21 protein-coding genes are annotated in these 24,453 nt (G+C 40.3%); 6 read left to right on the forward strand and 15 right to left on the reverse strand.

What is annotated here, in order from left to right; all coding sequences use genetic code 11:
* Positions 1-14: 14 nt before the first annotated feature.
* From AAGC65_RS04860 to AAGC65_RS04905, 10 genes are all read right to left on the reverse strand, one after another.
* Positions 15-782 (reverse strand): DUF2334 domain-containing protein, encoded by a 768-nt coding sequence (locus AAGC65_RS04860; RefSeq protein ID WP_343111290.1) that lies wholly within the window; start codon positions 780-782, stop codon positions 15-17.
* Between the two features lie 37 nt (positions 783-819).
* Positions 820-1,941: a glycosyltransferase gene (locus tag AAGC65_RS04865; RefSeq protein WP_343111291.1), complete on the reverse strand. Its 1,122-nt coding sequence runs from the start codon at positions 1,939-1,941 to the stop codon at positions 820-822.
* A gap of 24 nt (positions 1,942-1,965) precedes the next feature.
* Positions 1,966-2,823 (reverse strand): glycosyltransferase family 2 protein, encoded by an 858-nt coding sequence (locus AAGC65_RS04870; RefSeq protein WP_343111292.1) that lies wholly within the window; start codon positions 2,821-2,823, stop codon positions 1,966-1,968.
* Positions 2,820-3,995 carry a DegT/DnrJ/EryC1/StrS family aminotransferase gene (locus AAGC65_RS04875; RefSeq protein ID WP_343111293.1) on the reverse strand — a complete coding sequence of 392 codons (1,176 nt, stop codon included), beginning with the start codon at positions 3,993-3,995 and terminating at the stop codon, positions 2,820-2,822. Before AAGC65_RS04875 ends, AAGC65_RS04870 begins: the two co-directional genes overlap by 4 nt.
* Complete coding sequence (locus tag AAGC65_RS04880) at positions 3,992-5,431, reverse strand: lipopolysaccharide biosynthesis protein (protein ID WP_343111294.1); 1,440 nt, start codon at positions 5,429-5,431, stop codon at positions 3,992-3,994. The genes AAGC65_RS04875 and AAGC65_RS04880 overlap by 4 nt, the downstream gene beginning before the upstream one ends.
* A gap of 9 nt (positions 5,432-5,440) precedes the next feature.
* Positions 5,441-6,730 carry a Vi polysaccharide biosynthesis UDP-N-acetylglucosamine C-6 dehydrogenase TviB gene (tviB, locus tag AAGC65_RS04885; protein ID WP_343111295.1) on the reverse strand — a complete coding sequence of 430 codons (1,290 nt, stop codon included), beginning with the start codon at positions 6,728-6,730 and terminating at the stop codon, positions 5,441-5,443.
* Complete coding sequence (locus tag AAGC65_RS04890; RefSeq protein ID WP_343111296.1) at positions 6,717-7,262, reverse strand: UpxY family transcription antiterminator; 546 nt, start codon at positions 7,260-7,262, stop codon at positions 6,717-6,719. The genes tviB and AAGC65_RS04890 overlap by 14 nt, the downstream gene beginning before the upstream one ends.
* Positions 7,263-7,512: 250 nt before the next feature.
* Positions 7,513-9,825 (reverse strand): polysaccharide biosynthesis tyrosine autokinase, encoded by a 2,313-nt coding sequence (locus AAGC65_RS04895; RefSeq protein ID WP_343111297.1) that lies wholly within the window; start codon positions 9,823-9,825, stop codon positions 7,513-7,515.
* Between the two features lie 40 nt (positions 9,826-9,865).
* Entirely contained in the window at positions 9,866-10,630 is a 765-nt protein-coding gene (locus AAGC65_RS04900; RefSeq protein WP_343111298.1) for a polysaccharide biosynthesis/export family protein, read from the reverse strand.
* Positions 10,631-11,093: 463 nt separating this feature from the next.
* Positions 11,094-12,146 carry a response regulator gene (locus tag AAGC65_RS04905; protein WP_343111299.1) on the reverse strand — a complete coding sequence of 351 codons (1,053 nt, stop codon included), beginning with the start codon at positions 12,144-12,146 and terminating at the stop codon, positions 11,094-11,096.
* 539 nt (positions 12,147-12,685) lie between these two features.
* On the opposite strand from AAGC65_RS04905, the gene AAGC65_RS04910 reads away from it, so the two are divergent.
* Positions 12,686-13,477 (forward strand): CHAD domain-containing protein, encoded by a 792-nt coding sequence (locus AAGC65_RS04910; protein ID WP_343111300.1) that lies wholly within the window; start codon positions 12,686-12,688, stop codon positions 13,475-13,477.
* Positions 13,478-13,756: 279 nt separating this feature from the next.
* Positions 13,757-15,442 carry a hypothetical protein gene (locus AAGC65_RS04915; RefSeq protein ID WP_343111301.1) on the forward strand — a complete coding sequence of 562 codons (1,686 nt, stop codon included), beginning with the start codon at positions 13,757-13,759 and terminating at the stop codon, positions 15,440-15,442.
* A 159-nt stretch (positions 15,443-15,601) separates the two neighbouring features.
* Here AAGC65_RS04915 and AAGC65_RS04920 read toward each other — a convergent pair whose 3' ends face one another.
* The 4 genes from AAGC65_RS04920 to AAGC65_RS04935 all read right to left on the reverse strand — a co-directional run bounded on the left by AAGC65_RS04920 (position 15,602) and on the right by AAGC65_RS04935 (position 18,942).
* Positions 15,602-16,591, reverse strand: a complete 990-nt coding sequence (locus AAGC65_RS04920; RefSeq protein ID WP_343111302.1) for a FecR domain-containing protein — start codon at positions 16,589-16,591, stop codon at positions 15,602-15,604.
* Positions 16,588-17,163, reverse strand: coding sequence for an RNA polymerase sigma-70 factor (locus AAGC65_RS04925; RefSeq protein WP_343111303.1), 576 nt, complete (start codon positions 17,161-17,163; stop codon positions 16,588-16,590). The genes AAGC65_RS04920 and AAGC65_RS04925 overlap by 4 nt, the downstream gene beginning before the upstream one ends.
* Positions 17,164-17,259: 96 nt before the next feature.
* The gene (locus tag AAGC65_RS04930; RefSeq protein ID WP_343111304.1) at positions 17,260-17,829 is read right to left on the reverse strand and encodes a porin family protein; all 570 of its coding nucleotides are present in this window, start codon (positions 17,827-17,829) and stop codon (positions 17,260-17,262) included.
* A gap of 48 nt (positions 17,830-17,877) precedes the next feature.
* On the reverse strand, positions 17,878-18,942 hold the full coding sequence (locus tag AAGC65_RS04935; protein ID WP_343111305.1) for a hypothetical protein: 1,065 nt from the start codon (positions 18,940-18,942) through the stop codon (positions 17,878-17,880).
* Between the two features lie 127 nt (positions 18,943-19,069).
* On the opposite strand from AAGC65_RS04935, the gene AAGC65_RS04940 reads away from it, so the two are divergent.
* Together AAGC65_RS04940 and AAGC65_RS04945 are read left to right on the forward strand one after the other, a co-directional pair.
* Positions 19,070-19,441 (forward strand): DUF488 family protein, encoded by a 372-nt coding sequence (locus tag AAGC65_RS04940; protein ID WP_343111306.1) that lies wholly within the window; start codon positions 19,070-19,072, stop codon positions 19,439-19,441.
* A complete protein-coding gene (locus tag AAGC65_RS04945) occupies positions 19,431-19,715 on the forward strand; it encodes a hypothetical protein (RefSeq protein WP_343111307.1) in 285 nt (94 codons plus the stop codon). The genes AAGC65_RS04940 and AAGC65_RS04945 overlap by 11 nt, the downstream gene beginning before the upstream one ends.
* Positions 19,716-19,729: 14 nt before the next feature.
* Here the strand turns inward: AAGC65_RS04945 and AAGC65_RS04950 are convergent, their stop codons facing one another.
* Entirely contained in the window at positions 19,730-21,613 is a 1,884-nt protein-coding gene (locus AAGC65_RS04950; protein WP_343111308.1) for a chloride channel protein, read from the reverse strand.
* Positions 21,614-21,863: 250 nt separating this feature from the next.
* On the opposite strand from AAGC65_RS04950, the gene AAGC65_RS04955 reads away from it, so the two are divergent.
* Together AAGC65_RS04955 and AAGC65_RS04960 are read left to right on the forward strand one after the other, a co-directional pair.
* Complete coding sequence (locus AAGC65_RS04955; protein WP_343111309.1) at positions 21,864-22,517, forward strand: Crp/Fnr family transcriptional regulator; 654 nt, start codon at positions 21,864-21,866, stop codon at positions 22,515-22,517.
* An 88-nt stretch (positions 22,518-22,605) separates the two neighbouring features.
* A complete protein-coding gene (locus AAGC65_RS04960; RefSeq protein ID WP_343111310.1) occupies positions 22,606-24,453 on the forward strand; it encodes a chloride channel protein in 1,848 nt (615 codons plus the stop codon).

Genomic DNA, 24,453 nt, shown 5'->3' on the forward strand with positions numbered 1-24,453 from the left:
ATAAAAGGGGGATTTTATCTGGCCGGTTTATAAATTCTGAACGCTGCTAACTGATCTTTTATAAAATCTTTAGCCAGGCGGCTATAAATGTTGCAGTACTCTTTACAATAATCTGTTAGCGTATAATCTTTAAAAGTTAACTGCGAAAGCGAAACAAAGTGCTGGTGATTTTCAGCTATGAATTTTTCGACCTTTTCAAATGCTTCATCGGTGCAGGTTTCGGGATGGTAGTTAAATGTCCAGGTATTTTTTGCCTTATCAGCAACTTCCGAAAGCTGCACCGGGATCCACCCAAAACCAAACCTTAAATAAGGCGATTGCAACAAGCCATCGCTGATAATCATTACGTCAGAGTACTTATCAAGTGCTTTAAGCGTATTACGGTCAAACGTATGTGCCGGAGCTATAAAAAGTGGCGTACGCACTCCTTCCCTTTTAAATATGGCTGCTGCTGCTTTTATCTTTTGTTCCTGAACATACAATGGTAAACCGGCAAACTCCGAACGGTTATTGGCTTTAAATAAGCCCGAGTTTTGAATCTGATAACGATGCTCAAAACCGTGCATCCCGATAACATATTCCTTTTTTTGAAGGTGCCGAACCAGCTGCCAGTAGTTAGGATTATATTCGCCGCAGGCGTTTAACTTAGGATCCTGGTTATCCGGAATAACCGCAATAATGGGTTTAATATCATAAGTATCAAACAGGTTGAAAAACCGTTCCCATTTTTTTAAATTATTGGTCGGACAAAGGTCATCCAAACGGATCATGTATTGCACCATAAATATTTAATTGATTTAATTAGGGATGTCTTAATTTTTAAACTTGCGTCAAAAGCACTTCTTCCCATTTTTTAAATATCTGCTGAGGGCTGTTTGTATCGTTGATGTGTACTGCCTCGCGGCCCAGATCTTGCCGGAATGTTGGGTTGTTCATTAACCTGTTAATGGCGCTTGTTAAATCGGCAACGTTTGCAGCCTGAACCAAAAGACCATTATGCTCGTTAACTATAATTTCTGACGGGCCAAATTCACAGTCCATAGCTATGCTTGGGCAGCCGAAGCTCATGGCCTCTACCAAGGCATTAGGATAGCCCTCGTTCCGGGATGGCAATACAAATAATTCGGCCTGGTCATAATAATCCTGAAGATCACTTTTGGCACCTGTGAATATAACTCTGTCAGATAATCCTAAAGCTGAAACGAGAGATACCAATTTGTTTCTTTCATCGCCATCGCCTACAATTAACAGATCTGTATCTTTAATTTGCGCGTTGGCAAAGGCAGTTATCAGCATATCGAAACCCTTTACATATTCAAGCCTGCCCACTCCTAATATAAATTTTCGGTGATGTACAGGCTGCCCGGTCAAAGGTTTAAATACTGGTACGGAGTTGGTGATTTTATGAATGTTACTGAGATCTTTAAATGCTTTATCTTCACGCAAACAGTCTTCAACACCTTTGGCCCCAACCACCACAACTTTGGCTTTCCTATACAGCAAGGCGGCCAAACGCTTAAGCAAATAATTGAATTGGTTTACGGTACGCTTGGGCGAGGTTCTTTCAGAAACTATATATGGCGTACCTGTAATACCACAGGTTATACCAGTCCATATGTTAGCCGATGTGATGAATGACAAAACGCAGGTTGGCTTATTTTTCACCAACAGGCTAAGCAATTTGAAAAACGTAAGCAGTACATAATACCCTCTGTACAGCAACATATCATTTTTGCGGTCAAGCAGATATATTACCTCTATCCCATCTTCTATAATGTACCCCGGTTCGCCAAAGTTTAGCGCAATTATTATGGCTATACAGTTTAACTGGTTAAAATGGTTAGCTAACGCAATGAGCACCCTTTCGGCGCCGCCGCCCTTTAATGACGGAATGATAAAGAACAAAGTGGGCTTGTATTGCAAAGCAGATAGTGTTTTCATGAAAAATAGGGGTTCCTGATTAACTTAAAGCAGGTATTTTACGGTATTATAAGCCTTACGCAGCCTAAACTTGCTGAGTTCAAACAATAAGTATCTTTTTATATACAATAGCAGCAGCTTTTTTTTCTGTAATGCCGGATAAGTGAAATTTTGAATGATCAGGTTAAAATCACTGATCATGCGCTCCATCCTCACCTGTGTATTGATCATACTCCATATGCCGCCAACATGGTTCCGATAGCAGCTCATTACCTCGGGCATAACATATATTTTGCTGCCTGTATGATGTGTTGCAAACAGCTTAAATATTTTATCGCCGGCGTGACAAGAAAAAAACCAAGGCCGGTGAAATAGTTGATGTACCCCCGGCACATTGCGATATATTACGGTAGCTGTTTTTGTTTCTTCCTGTTTCCCGGCAAGCAGATCGTGGTAGGTATGCACCAGTGGTACAGGTTTTGGGTGTACGTATAAAGTATTATTGTTTTCGTCAATTACCCGGGTATAGTGGCAGCAAATAACATAGTCAGGATTATGCTCTAAAAAATCAACCTGCTTTTGCAGTTTGTGCGAGTCTGTCCAATAGTCATCACCTTCGCAAAGCGCTATGTATTTACCTTTACAATACTTCAGTGTATTGATCAGGTTATAATGCGAGCCTTGATTTTTTTTGGTTGATGTAAACCTGATTTTTTCCGGGTATTTTTCGGCAAATGCTTTAGCAACACTGGCCGTTTCATCAGTTGAACAATCGTCGCCAATAACAATTTCAATATCAAAATTGGCATGCTGCATTAAAAAGCTTTCAACTGCATGAGCCAGAAACTTTCCGTGATTATAGGTAATGCAGCAAATACTCACCATAGGCTTTTGAGTACTCATAATGATCCGTTTACTTTTACAGTCGCGGTATTAATTTCAGATTCTATCTGATCAGCTATCAGCATTCCAAAATGTTTTGATTCGGCTGCCTGGCTTTCACTTTGTATCCTTAACAACAGGCGGCATATCAAATCGAGCTCGGATATGGTTAAGGTATGATAAAGCGGCAGGCACATGATACGGCTGGCTACTGAATCGCAAACGGGCATTTTTACGTTATCTACATAAGGCAGTGCCGATAGTGATGGGTAAAAATACCGGCGGCAATAAATTTGTGCCAGCTCCAGTTTAGCCTTACTTTCCTTCATCAGTTCTTCGCTTTTAAACATGATGGGGAAGTAGGCATAGTTATAATCTTCAATACTATGTAGCTTTTGAAACTGCACATCAAGCCTGCTTAAACGCAGCATGTATTGAGCCGACAAGTATTTCCGCTTTTTAAGTACCTCATCTATATGGTTCAAATTGCATAAACCCATAGCTGCATGAAACTCACAGTTTTTAGCATTGATGCCTAATTCAGAAAACTCATCAACCCCCGAATAGCCGAAATTGCGCATGAGCGCCATTTTTTTAAGCAAAGCAGGCTGGCGGGTAAACACTGCCCCTCCTTCAATGGTATGAAACAATTTGGTGGAGTGAAAACTGGTGGCGGTAATGTCGCCATAATCAAATACCGATCTATTTTTGTAACGTGTACCAAAGCAATGCGCGGCATCATAAATTACTTTAAGGCCGTATTTATCAGCAATATATTGTATGGCGTCAATATCGCAGGGGGTTCCATAAACATGAGTGGCCAGTATGGCCGAAGTTTGCGGAGTGATAGCCGCTTCAATCTTTGAAGCATCAATATTAAATGTTTCAGGGTCAATATCTACAAATACCGGTTTGCAGTTTTGCCATACAATAGTGCTGGTTGTAGCCACAAACGAAAAGGGCGTGGTAATGATCTCGCCGGTTAAATTGAGGGCTTGTATAGCCATCTGCAAGGCCACAGTACCGTTTGATACATACAACAAGTGATCTACACCCAGATATTCTTTAAGTTTTAATTCCAGCGTATTTACAAGCGGGCCATTGTTGGTTAGCCATTGCCGCTCCCAAATACTTTTCACATAACTTTTAAATTCTTTCTCGGCGGGCAGAAAAGGTTTAGTTACTGGTATCATTTTTTCAGAATTAATTGTTTAAAATCTCTCATGGCAGTCACTTTAGCCAATAGGCTAAAGGTGTAGTAAAGCCCGGCGTAGCCTATACCTATAATGGCTATCCGGAGCAGATCGGGTACAAACAGGTGAGCAAGCAGCATATCCAAAAAGTAGCAGGCAAGGCCCACAACACTGGCAAGGGCCAGGATTGGTAAAATGTCTTCAATTTGCTCTTTAACCGGATAAAAGATTAGTTTACCACTGTAAATGGAATTGATGTAATAGGCAATAAAATTGAAAAACAACTGAAAGTAAAGCAGCCCGTAAATCCCGAAAGAGATGAATGATAAAATACCAATCACGCTCAGCACCTTTTTAACGATCTCCAGCTTCAGGAACAAGGCGCTTTTACCCAGCACCTTCAAAACATTTAAATTGTAAGCATGCAGCGGGTACATGATACCGCAGATACACAAAATTTGAAAATATGGTACAGACGGCATCCATTTATCTGTTAATAAAAAACGGAAAAGCGGGTCGGCTGCAACACATAAAAAAATCAGTATCGGCGCGTTCCAGAAAAGCACCTGCTGCATGAGTTTCTTATACACATTTTTCAACTGCACCACATCATCAGATATCTCGGCAAACATGGGGTAAGCAACCTTGTTAATTGCCGCAGATATATTACTGATGGGTAACTGGCTGATAGAATCGGCCCGGGAATAAAACCCAAGCTGAACGGCTGAAAAATATTTACCAATAATGATGAGGTATATGTTTTGATAAAGTGTATCCAGTATACCCGACAGAGTCATTTTGTAACCAAAGTTGAAATGCTTTTTAAAGCATTCCCGGTCAAAAACTAAAGCCGGCCTCCATGAAGAGTAGATCCAGTGCATGGCTGTTGATAAAAATGAGGTACATAAGCCCATCCAAACCAGGCTCCAAACCCCGTAACCCATTTTGGCCAATACAATACCCAGTATGCCGCCGCCAATAGCAGCAGGTATCTGAATATTGGTTTGCTTTTTAAACTTCATTTCTTTGATGAGCAGGGTACTTTGCACACCAAAAAACGCATTCAGTATCAGGATAAGCCCATATACTTTCACCACCGGGCTTAACAATGGCTGCTTATAAAAATCAGCTATAAAAGGGGCCGCTAAAAAAAGCAAGGCGTATAAAATAGTGCTACCTATCAGGTTAAAATAAAATATGGTTGAGTAATCGCGCTGGTCTGCATCTGTTGTTCGGATCAGGGATGTTGTAAGGCCACCATCTAACAAAGTGTTACCGATAGCTATGAAGAGCGATAGCATAGCAATCAGCCCAAACTCGGCCGGTTCCAATATGCGTGCCAATGTTATGGATATACCAAAGCCCACCAACTTACCGCTAAACTGCTGCCACAATGACCATAATATTCCGGAAACAGCTTTTTCTTTTAAACTCATGATTATAGCTTAAAGGCGGGCGGTTACTACCTCATCGGGCAAAAAGGCTTTCAGATCATACAGCACGGCATCAGGTTTGCAAAGCGCTTGCAGATCCATCGACTTGAACTCCTCGTGTGCTACGGCCAATAAAATACCGTCATAAGTCCTGGATTTTGATTCGCCGTTTTCACAGATAACACCGTAGGCTCGTTTGGCCTGATCAGGGTTGGCCCAGGGATCATGTATGTGTACTTTTACTTTATACTCTTCCAATCTGCGTACAATATCAATTACACGCGTATTACGCACATCAGGACAATTTTCCTTAAAAGTAAAACCAAGTATCAGCACCTCTGCTGTGGTTAAAGAGGTGCCCTTGCATATCATTTTTTTGATGAACTGATCAGCAACATATGAGCCCATAGAATCATTAATGCGGCGGCCTGCCAATATAATTTCCGGGTGATAACCAGCTTCCTGCGCTTTCTGAGCCAGGTAATAAGGATCGACACCTATACAATGCCCGCCAACCAACCCCGGGCGGAAGTTTAAAAAATTCCATTTAGTGCCAGCAGCTTCCAAAACCTTGCTGGTATCAATACCCAACCGGTTAAATATCATGGCCAGCTCATTTACAAAGGCAATATTGATATCGCGCTGGGCATTTTCAATAACCTTGGCTGCCTCAGCTACCTTAATAGAATCGGCCTTGAATGTACCTGCGGTAATTACAGAACTGTAAAGCGCGTCAACAATTTCAGCTGTTTTAGGGGTAGATCCGGAGGTGATTTTCCTAATCTTGGCTACGGTGTGCAGTTTATCACCGGGATTTATTCTTTCTGGTGAGTAACCGGCAAAAAAATCAACATTATATTTTAGGCCAGATACTTTTTCAAGCACAGGCATACATTCATCTTCGGTAACACCGGGGTAAACGGTCGATTCGTAAATAACGATATCTCCTCTTTTCAATACTTTACCAACTAATAAACTGGCATTAATCAGGGGGCTCAGATCGGGGCGGTTGTTTTTATCAACCGGGGTTGGTACCGTTACAATATAAATAGAGCAAGCCCTCAACTTTTCTACCTCATCTGTAAAGTATAATCCTTTTGGCGTGGTACATACGGGTGTAGTTACTGCTTTGAGGCTTTGCTCACTGATTTCGAGGGTATGGTCAATACCCGATCGGAGCTGATCAATACGTTTGGTATTAATATCAAAACCAAATACTTTATATTGTTTTGCAAACTCTACAGCTAACGGAAGACCGACATACCCGAGGCCGATGATTCCTATTTTGTTATTTTGCAGCATTTTTGTTGTTCTGATTTAAGTTGTTTATGGTGATGTGTTGAAATGGAATGCGGGTTACCAGGGCGCAGTGAATGTTGTCAAAAACCATGAGTACATTTTTACCCTGTATTTGAACAACCTGACCCGGGTGGTTAGCAAATGCGCCCTGTTTTACCAGCACGCGGTCGCCTACAGAAATATTCTGCAGGTTTATAATTTCTAAATCTTTGTAAAGGGTTAAATTTCTTTTTACCTCATCAATTACCTCATCACGTACTACCGCCGGTTTTTGCATATAGTACACGTATCCCATTACCCCCATGCAGTAAAGCACCTGTGCCTCTTCGCGCAGGCTAACCCGAACAAATACATAAGAATTAAACAAGGGAAAGCTTACTTCCTTTTTGCGGTCGGCCCATTGGTTCTCTACGTTTCTTACCGGGCAGTATGATTCTATACCCTGTTGTTTCAGCAAGCCATCCACTTTCTTTTCCCATCTGGGCCTGGTATAAATTACCAGCCATCTTTTTTCGTGTAGTTGTTTAACTTCCATACATGTGATTTAGAGGTTGAGATTGGCCAATAGCTTCGCCATATCACTTACATGACGCTATTGCTTAAAATTGAAAACTTATTTATTGAGGTTTATTGGCCAAAGCCAATAGAGGTATATCACTTAAATTCTTCTACATTTTCAGGGAGAGGCATAGCTTCGCCACTCCACTTACATAGCTTATTTTTTTAACAAATAATTAATTTTGATTATATGCCGGCTAAAAGCCGGTTAAATTTATAATTGCACACTATTTGCTGCTTCTTTCGGCAGCATAACCATAACCGCCATAGGCATAAGCCGGACGGTTTTCTTTTTTAGCATCGTTAAAAACCACCATCAGGTTTTTTAACTTTTCCTGATCATAGATATCCTGCAAAATATCCAGCTGCTGCGTATTGGTATAGTTATAGCGCACCAGGTAAATACTGAGATCGGCAAACTGAGCCAGACTAAAGGCGTCAGCAACCGAACCTACCGGCGAAGTATCCACAATTAAGTAATCAAACCTGCTTTTAGCCCAATCAAACAGTTTAAACATGCGATCGCTCATAAGCAGTTCTGCCGGATCATGAGGCATTGGCCCGCAACCCATAACAAAAAGGTTATCAGCTCCCTCATATTGCTGAATACAATCGTAAGGCAAATCTGTATCGCCTTGTAAATAATCAGAAATCCCTAGCTGCTGCTGTATTCCTAAACTCTGAAGCAGATCGGGCTTACGCAGATCAAACTCCATGATCAGTACTTTTTTATTTAATAACGATAGTGTTAAACCTAAATTGATGCTGAAAAATGTTTTGCCCTCTCCTTTCATACAGGATGTAACCAGCATTACCTGGTTAGGCAAATCAGGGTTTAATACCCCCAGATTGGTACGTATATACCTGAAAAGTTCGGAGATGATAGAGTTGCCACCTTTTTGTATCACAACGGGACTCTTAATATCATTATGGCTCAACTCGCCCAACACTTTTACCCCTTGTATATGATTTAAGCTTGATGAATCTTTAACCTTAACGTTAAGCAATTCCTTTAGATAAATAAACATAGCAGGCAACAACAGGCCCAAAATACTGCCGCATAAATACAATAGTGGCTGCTTTGGATATTCCGGATTGGGATCAAAACCCGGCTTATCAACCAGCTGCGAAGTAGGTATGGTTGCCGAAAGCGATAACGCAGTTTCCTCGCGTTTTTGAAGCAGGTATTGGTATAACGTGGTTTTCACACTTTGCTCGCGACTGCGTTGTAGCAAACCTCGCTCCAGCGTAGGTACAGAACGTACCCGTGAATTGTACTGTGCAGAGTTTGACTTCAGATGCTCGTGCTCAATGATAAACCCTCTTTTAATATTGCTTAAGTTTTCTTTAATGTTTACACGCAGGCCTGCTATCTGGTTGCTTAGGTTTTGTACAAGGGGATTACTCAGGCTTGCGCTTTGCAGCATGCGGTTGCGCTCCAGTTGCAGATCATTAAAGCGGCTTATCAGGGTATTCAGCACCGGATCTTTCAGGCCCATACTACTGGGAACCACGCTAAACTGGTTTTTAGTGTTACTTAAATAACTTTCAATTGATTTTACAATGCCTAACTGCACGTCAGAAGCCTCAAGCAGCTGATTGTACTCGGCAGATTTGGTGAGGTTAAGCTGCGCACCGGCATTTACATCTGTAGCACCGGTTTGTTGTTTATAAGCCTCAATGCCGCCTTCGGTTGAGGAAAGATCCTCCTCCATTGCCTTAAGGCGTTTATCAATAAATAAAATGGTGTTAACAGCCATCTTATTCTTCTTCTGTACGTTTTCAATATTATAGGTTTCTATGATATTGGTCAGTATATCTACCCCCCTGGCGGGTATAGGATCTATGAGGCTTAAAATAAGGGTGTTTGATTCTTTAATTACCGGGTTCACCTTTAACCGTGAGGCGCTGTAAGAGGCTGCCATTTTGTACAGATCTTTAAACTGCAGACCGATCAACATCGGATTATTTGAAAAGGCCGGGCCTTTGATCACTGTAAATACGTAGTCGTTATGCCTGATTTCCTGACCGTAACGATATATCCAGCTTGAGGGGCCGTCTTCCAGTATAAACGTCGATGACGATAGATTTTTTATTTTCAACTCTTTGAAATAAGCTACCTTTTTCAGCTTATTTACAATCACCTGGATTGGAAGATCATCAGCGTACAACTCACGGATTTTAAAGCTGCTTTCATCAAAATAAACGGTTTGCTGATTAAGTTTTTTAAGAGCCGTATAGATCAGGTCACGGGATCGGAGTATCTCCATTTCATTATCAACCGTTTTAGGTTCCTGAAACATATTCAGGTCGCTAAACGCGGTAGCTTTTAAAATCCCATCGCCCTTTTTATCATCGGGTATAAGTAGGGTACTGCTTACTTTATATTGAGGTGTTACATAATCAAGGTATAGCCAAACAATGCCTAAACTTATAACCATTGCTATTACAAATATGTACCAGCGCTTCAAATACGGCATCAATTTATCCTGAAAATTATCAGACCGATTAGCAGGTTTGTAAATAAAATTTGCAGCCATGTTATCAGTTTTAATTAGGGCAAGTAGTTTGTTATTAATTTTATCGTCTTAACAATACGGCCGCCAGAACCGCAATGGCAGATATAGATGCTACAACAATTGGTATAACCCGTGTATTTGAACTGTACTCAACCGCTTTAGCCCGGTCAGGCTCTACATAAACAATATCATTTTGCTTAAGGTAGAAGTATGGCGAATTCATTGACTCCTGGTTGTTAAGGTTAAGCCTGGCCATTGTTTTCTGGCCATCTTCGTTACGTATGATCAGTACGTTTTCCCGTTTACCATAAACCGACATATCGCCAGCCATTCCTAAAGCCTCCAACAAGTTCACGTTGGTATCATCCATTACAAATGTTGAGGGCCTGTTTACCTCACCTATTACTGTTATTTTGAAATTGACTATCTGAATATCAACTTCCGGATTTTTGACATTTTTCCTTAGGGCCGCTGTAATCCCAGCTTCAGCCTCGTCAATCGTCATTCCTACTATTTTAAAGTCGCCAATAAGGGGTAAATAAACGTTGCCGTCTTTGTTAACCTTTACCTGGTAACCATTTCTTTTTGATGTTGATCCTGAGATTGGTTTATTAGAGCTGAACAGGCTGTTTGACTCGGGGCTCGAACTATTCATCGTGATATCAACAATATCGTTTTCACGAATATGAACCTCTTGATTTTGCAAGTTTGTTACCTTAGTAGCATTTGCCATATTGCTAAAATAAACCAGGTCTCTCCTTGGAGCGCAAGCGCTCATAACCAGGATGAGCAGTATGCAGCTTCGTGTTAATATTTTAATGTTCATTAGTGACAAGGGTAATGGGTTATCATTATCTTATTTGATATTTCAAATCTATCCAATTGATATTCAATATTATATAATTTTTCAGGATTGAAATAAAATTGTAAAACCAACCCATTTTTTTTACAGAAACTGTAAAATATGCTTTGGTGCCATTTACATATGCTGTGAAAGCGCTGTGTAAAACTTTGGCTGGTACCCTAATTTTTTGAAGATTATTTTTCGATTTCGTGGTACGTGTATTTGCTTTTATCAGTCAAAAAAAACTTAACAAATACATTCGTTTACACGGATCGCTAAATGGCAGACATAGTGTATTTACCCAGGGTTAAAAAACTATTAATTTAATCCACACCAGTGTTAATTTACGGAGATACTATCACCTTAAAACATGTAGTAATAATGCAAAAATCCCCGTAACCAACATTAGTAGTTACAGGGATTTTTGTAATAGGGGTTTAATTTATCAGTTTTTGATCTTCTCCAAACGGTTTAGTTCAAGTATGGTAATATGACCGCTCTTTTTATCAATAAGGCCTTCCTCCTTAAAGTTAGTTAAAGTGCGGCTTACTGTTTCCATAGCCATACCAGCCATGCCCGCCAGCTCTTCCCTTGACACTTTGAGCAGCATAGGGTCGTCAGATTGCTTATTCAATCGCAGCAATACCTGCGCCAATCGTTTCCTTACAGAATTATAGGCCAACTCCAACAACTGGTCTTCCTTTTCACTTATATTATTAGAGAGCATTTTTAAAAATTGCTGACTAATTGCGGGATACCTACTTAGTAAAGACAGGATAATATCACGGGGCAGCAAACATACTGTAGCATCTTCAATGGCTACCGCGGTTTCTTTAAATGCTTCATTAAGCAGCAAGGCATTTACACCCAAATAATTATCAGTTTTGTAAAGGCCAGTCATAAACTCGCGGCCATCGTCTGTAAACTTTACAGTTTTTACAGTACCCTCCAAAATAAGGTATATGCCCATAGGCTGGTCGCCCTCATAATATATGATCTGTTTTTTCTTAACCTGACGAATTTTCCGACTGGCAATTAAAGCCTTCAGTTCGGCCTTTTCATCTTTTGAATTATTGGCCAGGTTATCCAGGTTCTGTAATGCCCGGGTAAACGAATCTTTTCTGATCGCGTTTTTCCGTAAACGGCTTTCAATAGCGTTTAGTAACTCTTGCCTGTCAAAGGGTTTAAAAATATAATCATCAGCACCCATTTCCATTCCTTTTCTGAAATCAAGGCGCTCCGTTTTGGCGGTCAGGAAAATAAAAGGGATAACAGCGGTTTCCTGAATGTTATTTAATGATTGCAAAACATCAAAGCCATCCAACCCTGGCATCATGATATCGCATAATATCAGATCAGGTTTTAGTTGGGACGCCAAACCAAGACCTGTTTTGCCATTGTTTGCTTGTATTACATTATAGCCTGCTCCTTTTAAAATTTTAACGGCTACAGACCTGATCAGGTCCTCGTCATCAATAATAAGTATGCATTCATTCATCGTCAATAAGGTTAAGTTTTAGGGTTAATTTGCTTTTGACTTTATTACATGCAACAAATTTTAATTACAAGCTCCGTAAAAGCTGACTTCCGCATAATTATTGCTGATCTGATATCCGGATAACTATTCATATAAAAATTATTTACTTATAATTTTATAATACAAACTTGGTAATCGGTTAAAAATAACTGATCGGCTTATTTTGGCTGGAATAAAACAAACTTACATTATATAAAATAAAATGCACACTTGTAAAAGCCCAATTATTACCTGTAGAAGACCAACTTACTGCTTATAGCATTATCATAATCAAGTATATAGCATCAAAAAACAATACAATTTACCGTTTATAAGCTGATGTAAACAAACATCCTACGTTTAGTTTTATGCACAGGTAAATCATATCCGGTTTACACATTTTGGTAAAGCAATTTATCCTGAAAACTTCAACTAAAAATACAGCCAAAAATGTTTTGAGAATATAACACCATGAAAATGTTATATTTATATATCAAATAAAATACACCAGGTATAAAAGCATGAAAAAAAAGGAAGAAAGAAGGTATTTTGATAAAGAGTGGAAAGAAATGAAAGCCAGTCTTAAAGCTTATTTACAACAAGAACAACAGCATGATCTGCACCAATTCAGGATACAGGTTAAAAAAATACGCGCCTTTTTAATATTATCAGAAAGTACCGAGCACCACCCTAAACTAATTAAATGTTTTAAACCTGTAAAAAAGATATTCAAAAAGGCCGGTGAAATACGCAACGCTTATATCAACATAGAATTAGGCAAAACATATAAAATACAGAACGATGTTTACCTTAGCCACCAGCAAGAACTGCAATCACAAACCAGTACAAGGTTTAAGGCAAACGGCCCAAAATATCTTAAAAAAGTAAATGCGGTGTACAAAGCGCTGAAGGAAAAAATAAAATCCATAAATAATGTGCATATCAGCCTTTTTTATCAAAACAACTTACAACTAATTGCAAGTTCGCTGGCTGGGTTTCAGTTTAATGAGGCTTTACATACCAACCGCAAACTGCTTAAGGTTTTAATATACAATCATAAATTAACCCACCCGGTAATTGCTACCGGCTTTAATGAACGCTATCTGGACCAGGTACAAACCGCCATAGGTAACTGGCATGATCATGTGCAGGCCATAGATTTATTCTCGGGCAATCCTATAAATGATGAAACAGCCGTAGCCTCATTAAAAAAACAGAACACCAAATATAAAAACCGCCTTACCCGCCTTACAAAAGATTTATATAACCAGGCTACAACAACTGCCGAATTACCCATTGAACAGGTAAGTTAACAACAGCTGTAACAGATCATCTATTCATCCGTCATTAAAAAAATATTCTTTGTTACTATTTGGCCAATTTTTCATCTAACAAAAAATACCAAATAGAGTAAGGGTAAAACCAGGTTTGCGTGTAATGATTAGGCATCGTAACGCCTTATCAGCTAATTTTGGCTTTAAGCCGGTTCAAATTATAACTTAATGACAATAAACCTAAAGTTCATAACAAATACCCTATCGCTTTTTTTAACATTGTTTTTTTGCAGCAGTTTGTATGCGCAAAACAATTTAATGAAGGAAATTAATATTGGCGATATTAAGCAGCAACGCATGGCAGGTGTGCTGGATAAAATTGCTCATAAAGGCAATTTCTACTTTGCTTATAACAACAAAACTATCCCGGCTGATAGTATGGTATCTGTTTCGGGTTATCATGGAACCCTATTTAATTTGCTTAACCAGTTATTGGGCGATAATTATGAATTTAAGGAAGTACCCGGTTATGTGGTGCTCAGGCATGCTCCGGGCAAATTGCGCATAACTGTTGAGGTTGATAAAGATCCTGGAAAACAAACCATAGTAAAAGGATATGTAAATGATGTTATCACCGAAAAGCAGATTACTAAAGCCAGCGTTTACGAAAAGAACCAGCTGGTATCAACCCTTACCGACGACCGGGGATATTTTGAGCTGAAACTCAAAAGCTGGAGCGGATCGCTTTTACTTACGGTGAGTAAAGAAAATTATCGTGATACTTCGCTTTATGTACTACCAGTAGTTAATATCGACTCTAAACACAATAATAAAAGCTATCAGTATTATCCTGATGAGGGTTCAGAAAACGGGATTGAACATAGCCGTTTCGCTCGCTTTTTCATCAGTTCCAAACAATTGGTGCAGGGTCTTAATTTGGGTAATTTTTTCGCTTCTGCCCCTTACCAAATTTCGCTTACTCCCGGGCTAAGTTCACACGGTATGTATAACAGTCAGGTAATCGATCATTTTTCACTGAACCTGTTGGGTGGATATACAGCGGGTGTTAAAGGATTTGAAGCCGCCGGCTTATTCAATATTAACCGTAAGGATGTAAGCTTTTTTCAGATGGCTGGTATATTTAATGTGGTTGGCGGCAGCTCAAACGGTATTCAGGCTGCCGGCGTTTATAATAATGTGCTGAACAATGCTCAAGGCATACAATTGGCGGGCATTGCCAATAAAACCAATAATTTTACAGGTGTACAGGTTGCCGGTATAGCCAATGCCGACCAACAGGCCAAAGGTTTCCTGATAGCAGGCTTATTTAACCGTGTAAAGGCTTTTAATGGCGGGGTGCAGGTTGCCGGTTTATTTAACACAGTAGGACAATCAAAAGGGTTACAATTTTCAAGTCTTTTCAACTCATCGGCAAATAATGCCGGCTCGCAACTTGCTGCTGTTTTTAATACTTCCAAAAAAGTGAAGGGCTTTCAGTTTGCGTTGGTGAATGTGGCCGATAGCAGCGACTATCCCATCGGACTTATCAACTTTGTAAAAAACGGTGAGAAAAGCCTGGCCCTAAGTATCGACGAAGCTTTGATGGCTCACCTTGATTTCCGCTCGGGTGGCAGGGTATTATATGGTTTATTAGGCGTTGGGTATCAGTTCGATGACACCCAGGCTAAATACGCGCTGGATATAGGTTTGGGAGTGCATATTATTAATCACCGTAAATTTTATCTGAATGGCGAATATGTTACGCAAATAATTACCGATTTTAAAGATAAAACCTACCAAACCAATTCATTTAAGCTATTACCCGGTTATAAACTGAGCAAATTGGTAAAGTTGTTTGCAGGCCCAGCGCTTAATATCATATCTGCCGATGTAAGTGATAATGTTAAAATACACGGCTGGGAGTTAAGTAAAAGTATCAGCAGTGATAACAAATTAACCGCTTTAGCTATTGGCGTTACGGGGGGATTGCAGCTGGTGTGGTAATAGGTGTTTCGTAAAAGTCTCATTTCTACGAGGAACGAGGGAGAAATCTTATTCAACTTGCGCTGTGCATTCTGTATAAGGTTTCTCTTTCGCTCCGACGCACCTACCCTCCCAAGCTCTATCGAAATGACAAGAAAGGATGAACAGTTAATACATCATTTATTTAATAATAATATCCTGTCCCTGTTTTTCAATACGCATTTCAGGCGTAGTTGATTTAATTAACTCCAATACATTAGCAAGCGAATCCTGCAATCTGATGGTTACTGTAATTGGAGTGTTGCGCAGTGTAGTATTATCAATTTTAATGTGGGCATTGTAAGCCTCATTCAATACGTCAACCAATCGCCATAAAGGTTGGTTACTGACATTAAATGTGTTACTCCTGTAGTAACCATACAGCATATCAGCACTTTTTTCAACTTTAAGCTGCTGATCGCCCTGCTTTATATTCACCATTTCGCTGGCATTTAACTGCACTGAATTATTATGCTTACTTACCTGCACAATGCCGCTCTCTACAATAACCTCTGTGTTTTGTGGCTTACTTTTAATATTAAAAGCTGTGCCGATGTCTTTCACAGTAACATCGTTCACATGCACCGTGAACGGAACATATTGGTTATGCTTAACCTCAAAAAAAGCTTCTCCGGTAAGTTTAATAATCCGCTGCGATTTAAAATTACCTACGTAGCTTATCCCCGAATGTTTATTCAGATGAACTATCGAACCATCGGGCAACGTATCAACCCGAACCATATTGGTGGCATTAATACTGATCAACTGTGATGACATGCCGCTCCGCTGGTATAAATAATAGCTTATCCAGCCCGCGCCTACTAAAAGCATCGCGGCGGCGGCTACACGCAACCAGCTTGTATTTGTATTGGTGTTGATAGACCTGATCGGTGTCTCGTCGCTCTCATTGGCGGCTCGTTTAACCTTGAACTTGTCCCAGGCCTCTGTCTCGCTCAACGGACTCTGCTGGGCCAAACGCTTACTTGTTTCCAGGATAATTTTTACATCCTCAAACTTTTTAGCATTAGTGTTGCTTGTAGCTACCCAGGTTTCAACATCCTGTTTCTCGCTATCACTGGCCTCACCAAGAATGTACTTGATCAATATGTCTTCATTCATATCCTGTTTCATGACTTAAACATATTATATAGCATCAATGCAATAAATGGTAAAAATTCTTTCATCTCTTTTCTTAATATCCGTAAAGCTTTGCCCATGTGGGTTTCAACTGTTTTTATAGAGATATCTAACTGAGTAGCTATTTCCTGATATTTTAACTCCTCAAACCGGCTTAAATGAAATATGGCCCGACATTTCTCGGGTAGCTTGGCAAGGGCCTGCTGCAAATGCCGCTCTAACTCACCCATTTTTAATTTACCTGCGGCATCGTCTGTATGATCTTTCATGGAGTACGCGATTGTAGTTTGATATTTTAATTGAACTTTTTGTCGCCTGATATGATTAAGGCTATCATGATATACCGATTTATATAGGTACGATTTGATGGATGTTTGAATATGCGCCCACTCACCTCTTTCCCAAAGTTTCAGAAATAGTGATTGCACAACCTCTTCTGCCACATCCCAATCCTTCAATAACGAAAAAGCGTATGCATGCAGCTCCCTGAAATGTTTTTTGAACAATTGCTCAAAAATGGTCTCATTATCGTCAGACCAATCAACCGTCATCTCTTTTTTATTCATTAAAGGCTATTAGGTTCAGTAAACATTTATGCCATATGATCTTTTAAAAGCGGATGACCGTTACCATAGCCATCCGCTCCCTATCAAATTTAATTATTATTGAAACTTAAAGCCAACTCCAAGGCTAAAGATATTGGCTTTCTGGCCAAGCTCTTTATTCACTTTGCTTAAGCCCAAACTGTAGCGTGCATCAAATGTCAGGTTGCCGATATCCACTCCCGCATTTACAACTCCACCGGCACTTACATCCTTATATTTAAAACCTCCGGGAGCAATTGGCTTGTTAAGGTTGTAGTACAGATCGGGCCCGGCTGATACCCGCAGGTTTAACGCTTCGGTATTCAACAATTTGTAACCAACCATTAACGGCAGATTCAACTGTCTGAACTTGGCATCGTATGAGTTTGAGTTAAAGCGGTATTTATCGCTAAAGGTTACGTAATTCAGCTCTGGCTGAAAATATAGCGTTTTACCGGCCCGGGCAAATATGCCCGCGTTAAAACCTATTTTACCCTCTTTATCACTCACGGCATTTAAACCGGTTTTTAAGGTAGAGAAATTTACGCCTGCCTTAATACCAAATTCAAGATCGGATGACTGAGCCTTTGCCTGGCTTAAACCTAATGTAAATAAGACAGCTGTTGCCAATAATTTAATCGTTTTCATTTTTTGATTTTTGCTTTTAATTGATTTCATATGCTTGATGATAGTTTATTAAAAAATAACCTGTAAGCCCGCGGTATAGCCTACATAAAAGCCATACAAGTCGCGGCCGTTATGGCGTGTCCAGCTTGAAATGTATTTGGTGGTCATGTCGCGGCCTTCTTCGGTATTGGTGTTGACGTAATTAATAGATGGCCCGCCAAAAATTTCCAGTGAACGGGTAATTTTAAATGCAGGCAATAGTCTGAAGGTTGATTTCCAATAGCCGCCGCCCTTAAAGCTTTCCAATCCGCCGCTAACCAATTCGGTATTCAGGCGAAACATATCGATCCTGAGCAGATGTGCGCCTAAACCGGCTTCGTAAGCATATTTATCGCGCTTATTATTGAAGTTGTATCCGATACCAATAATGCCATACATCACTTTGCCGCCCGAACGGAAGGTTAACAGAGTGGTTTGGTTTTCATCAATAGTGGCTCCAATACTTTTCTCGCCATTTTTAGCAAGGTTAATGATACCTATCTGTGTGCCTGCACTGTCGGCAATGTTCATGAATGATATTTGGGTGCCCTTAACCTTTTTGGCCACATTCAGGAAACCGGCTATCTGCACACCTTTTACATCACGGGCTATATTAGTAAAACCGGCTATCTGCAATGAAGAAACATCGCCGCCTTTGTTCAGAAAACCGGCTATCTGTGCGCAGCTGCTGTTACGGGCAATATTGGCAAACCCGGCTACGGCAAAGCCTTTGCCGCTGCCATAAGTATTTAAAAACCCGGCGATCATGGTACCATCAGCGTTTTTACCAATGTGGTTTGAAAAACCTGCCACCTGTAATCCCCGGGCATCATTGTGGATGAAGTTACTGAAACCGGCAAATGTAACGCCACGCTCTGCTGCGGAAACCCCGGCAATCAGGTTCAGCGAAAAACTATTGGTATCACGCGGTGCGCCTGTCCAATTGCTGCTTAAGGGATAAACTAAACCAATATTGGTTTTGGCACGTTCGCTGTTTTGAGCATGTACGGTTGTACCGCCAATCAGCATTAAAATAAGTGTCCAGATCTTTAAAATGATAGATAAGATGCTGTCTTTGTAAGGATCAAAATTCATAATTGTATTATTTACTGTGTATTTACAGCAATGACACACTATTTGAACTTTACCCTGACTCTGTTTTTTAAAAACTTCAAATTAACTGTCTTATATTTGAGTTGATAGCTTACAACAACACTTCACGATGGGGGATTTATTGATCAAACGGATATATGAACCGGCTGAAAAAACAGATGGGATACGGATTTTGGTTGACAGGCTGTGGCCTCGGGGAATAACCAAAGAGCGCGCGCAACTCAACCAGTGGATGAAAGATGTGGCTCCATCAACTGAATTACGAAAACAGTTTCATGCAAATCCGGATAACTGGCCTCAGTTTGAGCATGATTATATAGCAGAGCTAAAACAGCAGGGAGCAGTAAAAGAATTAGCCCATTTAATACAAGAACAAGAAACGGTTACCCTGTTATACGCCGCGCATAATGAGCAACAGAACCATGTGCTGGTTTTACAGCGCTTTTTAAATACTTTGTTGAAAAGCGGCCATGCTATTTAAGCGCTACATTACATTTACTTTGCTATATGCAGGAGAGACCTACAAAATAAAAACCTTTTCAGGGGAGTATGATGATCTGCGGGAGTTGATCAATAAAGAGATACAGCCGCCAAACTTTGGCCGCTGCGATGGAATGGGTCGTTGTGCCACCTGTATGGTAGCCATACAGGCGGCTAACCCATTGAACAAACCAAACTTAAGTTTATCATGCCAGCTCCCCATTAATGACGAGCTGGCGAATAAGGTATTTAGTATTCTTCCTTACACTCCATAGAGCGTAGGAATAATTTATTTATCCTGAGTATCTACGTTAACCGTTTTACGGCCTTTGATCAGCATTTTCATGCGCTGACGCTTTAAAGATATGTTTACGTAAGGCTGTTGGGTTTTATCAGCATCTATTTTAAATGCGGATATGATATCACGGTAAGATAGTATACCCATCACCTTACGATCTTTTGCGGATAAGATAGGCAATACTTCTACATCAGCTTTTGACATCGTTTCCATAGCATACCTTAGCGTATCCTTATCGCTTACAGAAGCGCCCATTTCTTTTTTAAGCATGCTCTGTAATGATGATTCCGGACTGATCTCCCCGCTGTAAATATCAGTAAGCTTTAAGGTGCCGCTAAACTCATCATTGTTATTAACTACAATCAGGTAATTATCTGTAACATTATTGGTATTAACCCAGTTACGTACATCAGCAACGGTATTGTTTATGTTGATCACCGTAGCTTCTTCACTCATTACCTGCGCTACAATCATTTTTTGTAATAGGTCGGGTTCAAAAGAATCAGGTGTAAAAATACCGCGACGGGCAATTTTCTCGGTCATGATGGTGTTTTCCATCAGGAAAAATGAAACCATATAAGCAGCAGTACAAGCACCTAACAAAGGCAGCAAAGCATGCGATTGCATAGTGGCTTCCAGGGCAAAGGTAATACTTGTTAAGTAAGCCCTTGAAGCACCGGCAAACATAGCCGACATGCCAATCAGCGCAGCCATAGGTATAGTAACACCACAATTAGGAAACAATATTAATATCAATGTACCAATAAGCGCGCCAGCAGCGCCACCCATAGTTAGTAAAGGCGCTAAAGTTCCACCAGAGGTACCGCTGCCCAATGCAATGGCCCATGACAAAAACTTCAGGAACAGCAAATTGCAGATAATGAACAGCGGCCATTTGCCAGATAATAAACCGGTAATATTATCATAGCCTACTCCCAGGGTGTGCGGAGCAAAATAACCGATTACGCCTACCGCTAAACCGCCAATGGCCGGCCACCACATCCAGTGAATAGGTATTTTTTCAAAATTATCTTCAATGGTATATACTATTTTGGTGATGCCTATAGATAAAAAGCCAATGATGATACCCATAAAACTATAAATACCTAAGGCCAGGTTTGAAGGTGTAACCAGATCGGGCATTTCAAATACCGGAGCCGCCTCAAACAACAAGTGGTGACCTGCAGCACCGGTGATACAAGCCAATGCAACCGGTAAGATAGCTTTTGGTGAAAACTCAAATAACAGCAACTCAATGGCCAAAAACACAGCCGCTATAGGAGTACCAAATATCGCCGACATACCTGCCGTGGCCCCCGCCGCCAAAATGATCTTACGCTCATTAGCCGATATTTTAAACAGCTGCCCCAGGGTTGACCCCAACGCGCCGCCTGTTGCAATGATAGGCCCTTCGGCACCAAACGGGCCGCCTGTACCTATAGCTATAGCCGATGATACCGGCTTAAAAATGGTAATTGATGGTTTAATATTACTCTCGTTAACCAATATCTGCTCCATAGCTTCAGGTATACCATGACCTCTGATCGCTTTAGAACCATAAAATGCCATAATACCTACTATGATACCGCCAATAGCCGGGATTACGATAACCCAAGCGCCTAAATGGTTATTGGCCGGAGAATGGAAACCCAGATCAAACATGCCATAAAATGAAATATTAGTAACCAGGTTAATCAAGTACACCAAAATTCTGGCTATTACGCTTATGGCTATGGCCACCGTAACCGATAAACAGGAAATTAATACTAATCGTTGTTTTAAAAAGTGACCGTTTTTGGAGGCGCCAGCCTGAGCCTCAATGTTACTTAATGCCGGCGAAATGGGGATGCCAATCTTATTTGCTGATGATTTCATTTTTATTTGCTGGCTTTTTATTGTGCTAACCAGCTTTTTGGTAGTGCAAAATTAAGATTTATTTTGATTAATATTGCACAAACAATATAATTAAACATTAAACTTACAATTTAAGTTGTAATTACATTAACCAAACAATAGTTTATACCTATTTGGTAAATTAGTATCTTAATAATAATTAATATTGCAAGCACCTGAGGCAAACGGAACATATATGAGTAAAAGCACATGCGATTTAAATACCTGCTTTATGTGCAGAAACAGCCTGAAAGACTGGCTGCCTGCCATTGGCACTAACCGCGAAAACTTTGTTTTAAAAAAAGGGCAGCAATTATTTAAAGAAGGCGATACCGTAACGGGTATCTATTTTGTATACCAGGGCATTGTTAAAGTTCATAAGCAATGGGAAAATGAAAAAGACCTGGTGTTGCGCTTTGCCAAAGCTGGTGATATTGTTGGGCATTTAGGTCTGGGTGATACCTCAACCTACCCTATCTCGGCCACGGCTATTGAACCGGCGGTGGTCTGCTATGTTAAGCTTGATTTTTTTGAATCAACATTAAATGTAAACCACCAGCTTACCTACAAACTCCTGAAGTTTTTTGCCAATGAACTGCAGGAATCAGAAAAAAGGATGCGCAACCTGGCCCATATGCCTGTAAAAGAACGCATAGCCCAGGCCATGTTATCGCTCCGTAAACAGTTTGGTTTAAATTCAGGCGGCTTTATTGATATTGAACTTACCCGGCAGGACATTTCATCCTACGCCAGTGTGGTATATGAAACCTTTTTTAAAGTAACCCAGGAGTTTACACAAAACAACCTGATAGAACTAAACGGCAAAAGCCTCAAATTATTAAATGAAGATGCCCTGAAGGAAATAAGCCTGGGCCGCAAAAAATAGTATGATCTCCTGTTTTTAATCTTTCCTTATAAACGTTTTCAAAACATGGCAATTAATTAATTAGTAAATTGCGAACGGAGGTAATAAGGTGAGTAAATACAGCAAATTAAAACGGTTTCATAATTTTTTAAAATTTCAGCGGGACTTCAGGGCCAACAGTGTTCAGAAGGTTAAAAGTTACGAGATCATTTTACTTTGGGTACGAAAGCATCTTTCACACAGTCATTTTTTAATACTTTCGGGCATATTGGTAGGGTGCACCGCCGGTTTAGCGGGCGTGGTTTTAAAAATGCTGGTTCACTACATCCACTATATCATTACCTCTAAATTTCAGTTTGAGCAACAGATCATATTTTATGTGGTATTCCCGCTGCTGGGTATTGTACTCACCACATTGGTAGTATTATATATCTATCGCGGTAACGACCGCAAGGGCATACCGGCTATATTATATGAAATAGCCCAAAACTCCAGCCTTGTATCGCCGGTAAAAATGTATTCGCAAATAGTGCAAAGCGCTATTACCGTTGGCCTGGGTGGTTCGGCAGGGTTAGAGAGCCCCATAGCTGTAACCGGATCGGCAATAGGTGCTAACTTTGCCAAAACCTATAAGTTAGATTATAAAGACCGCACTCTTTTATTAGCAGCGGGCGCTACCGCCGGTATTGCATCAGCCTTCAACGCGCCTATCGCGGGCATGATGTTCGCTTTTGAGATACTGCTCACCGGAGTTGTTTTTACTGATTTTATTCCGCTGGTGGTTGCAGCCGTGTGCGGCAGTTTGATATCAAAAGTTATTCTGAATGAAGAAGCACTTTTTCAGTTTACATCACGACACGCTTTTAACTATAAAAATATTCCCTACTATATTATATTAGGAATAGCCTGCGGCTTATATGCCCGTTACTTTGTAGTGATATCACAATGGGTAGAGCATAAGTTTAAACACTCCAAACGGAGCCGCCTGCAAAAAGCACTCATTGCCGGCGCTTTGCTCTCGCTGCTATGTGTCATATTCCCTCCTTTATTTGGAGAAGGCTATACCGCTGTTAAGGGCTGGGCAACCGGACAGGTTGTTACGTTTATGCAGGCGAGTTTTTTTAAGTATTTTACTTTTCATGAATGGTTCATTTTATTGTTTCTTGGGTTTATCTGCCTTTTAAAAGCCTTTGCTACATCAATAACCATTTATGGTGGCGGCAATGGCGGTAACTTTGCACCCGCGCTGTTTGCGGGGGGCACATTAGGCTATTTTATTGCCACCCTGTGTACTCAATTGGGTATAGCCGACGTACCAACTACCAATATGGTTATTGTGGGTATGGCCGGGGTAATGAGCGGCGTATTATATGCGCCTTTAACAGCCATATTTTTGATAGCCGAATCAAGCTCAGGATATGACCTTTTTATACCGCTGATGATTGTTTCGGTAACCTCATTCCTAATAGCTAAGCGTTTCTCGGCCATATCGCCCGATTTGAAGTTACTGGCCCAGGAGGGCAAAATATTTACGCGTGAACATGATCAAAACCTGTTGCTGCTACTTAACACTCCTGATCTGATTGAAAAGGATATACCTGAAATTAATATTTACGCGTCATTTACTGAACTGATTGATCTGATCAGTAAAGGCAAGAAAAACTTTATAGCCGTAACAAACGATGATCATGTACTGGAAGGGATTATCAGGCTTGATGATATCAGACCAGTTATGTTTAACAAAGAATTATATGATGAACTGAACGTTCAAAAAGTAATGGTAAATCCGGTTGCCATCATAAATTCTACAGATAATGTACGGGACATTGTAAAGAAATTTGACGAAACCAACACCTGGAACCTACCTGTAGTTGATGAGCATAGGTTTGTTGGCTTCATTTCAAAATCGAGCGTATTGAACCAATATCGGCAATTGCTTAAAGAGTATTCGAGCTAA

Source organism: Mucilaginibacter sp. (assembly GCF_039207105.1).
Taxonomy (GTDB): Bacteria; Bacteroidota; Bacteroidia; order Sphingobacteriales; family Sphingobacteriaceae; genus Mucilaginibacter.

Coding starts and splice junctions, on each gene's coding strand:
- AAGC65_RS04860 (WP_343111290.1), bottom strand. CDS start 782: ATGGTGCAATACATGATCCGTTTGGATGACCTTTGTCCGACCAATAAT.
- AAGC65_RS04865 (WP_343111291.1), bottom strand. CDS start 1,941: ATGAAAACACTATCTGCTTTGCAATACAAGCCCACTTTGTTCTTTATC.
- AAGC65_RS04870 (WP_343111292.1), bottom strand. CDS start 2,823: ATGAGTACTCAAAAGCCTATGGTGAGTATTTGCTGCATTACCTATAAT.
- AAGC65_RS04875 (WP_343111293.1), bottom strand. CDS start 3,995: ATGATACCAGTAACTAAACCTTTTCTGCCCGCCGAGAAAGAATTTAAA.
- AAGC65_RS04880 (WP_343111294.1), bottom strand. CDS start 5,431: ATGAGTTTAAAAGAAAAAGCTGTTTCCGGAATATTATGGTCATTGTGG.
- tviB (WP_343111295.1), bottom strand. CDS start 6,730: ATGCTGCAAAATAACAAAATAGGAATCATCGGCCTCGGGTATGTCGGT.
- AAGC65_RS04890 (WP_343111296.1), bottom strand. CDS start 7,262: ATGGAAGTTAAACAACTACACGAAAAAAGATGGCTGGTAATTTATACC.
- AAGC65_RS04895 (WP_343111297.1), bottom strand. CDS start 9,825: ATGGCTGCAAATTTTATTTACAAACCTGCTAATCGGTCTGATAATTTT.
- AAGC65_RS04900 (WP_343111298.1), bottom strand. CDS start 10,630: ATGAACATTAAAATATTAACACGAAGCTGCATACTGCTCATCCTGGTT.
- AAGC65_RS04905 (WP_343111299.1), bottom strand. CDS start 12,146: ATGAATGAATGCATACTTATTATTGATGACGAGGACCTGATCAGGTCT.
- AAGC65_RS04910 (WP_343111300.1), top strand. CDS start 12,686: ATGAAAAAAAAGGAAGAAAGAAGGTATTTTGATAAAGAGTGGAAAGAA.
- AAGC65_RS04915 (WP_343111301.1), top strand. CDS start 13,757: ATGAAGGAAATTAATATTGGCGATATTAAGCAGCAACGCATGGCAGGT.
- AAGC65_RS04920 (WP_343111302.1), bottom strand. CDS start 16,591: ATGAAACAGGATATGAATGAAGACATATTGATCAAGTACATTCTTGGT.
- AAGC65_RS04925 (WP_343111303.1), bottom strand. CDS start 17,163: ATGAATAAAAAAGAGATGACGGTTGATTGGTCTGACGATAATGAGACC.
- AAGC65_RS04930 (WP_343111304.1), bottom strand. CDS start 17,829: ATGAAAACGATTAAATTATTGGCAACAGCTGTCTTATTTACATTAGGT.
- AAGC65_RS04935 (WP_343111305.1), bottom strand. CDS start 18,942: ATGAATTTTGATCCTTACAAAGACAGCATCTTATCTATCATTTTAAAG.
- AAGC65_RS04940 (WP_343111306.1), top strand. CDS start 19,070: ATGGGGGATTTATTGATCAAACGGATATATGAACCGGCTGAAAAAACA.
- AAGC65_RS04945 (WP_343111307.1), top strand. CDS start 19,431: ATGCTATTTAAGCGCTACATTACATTTACTTTGCTATATGCAGGAGAG.
- AAGC65_RS04950 (WP_343111308.1), bottom strand. CDS start 21,613: ATGAAATCATCAGCAAATAAGATTGGCATCCCCATTTCGCCGGCATTA.
- AAGC65_RS04955 (WP_343111309.1), top strand. CDS start 21,864: ATGTGCAGAAACAGCCTGAAAGACTGGCTGCCTGCCATTGGCACTAAC.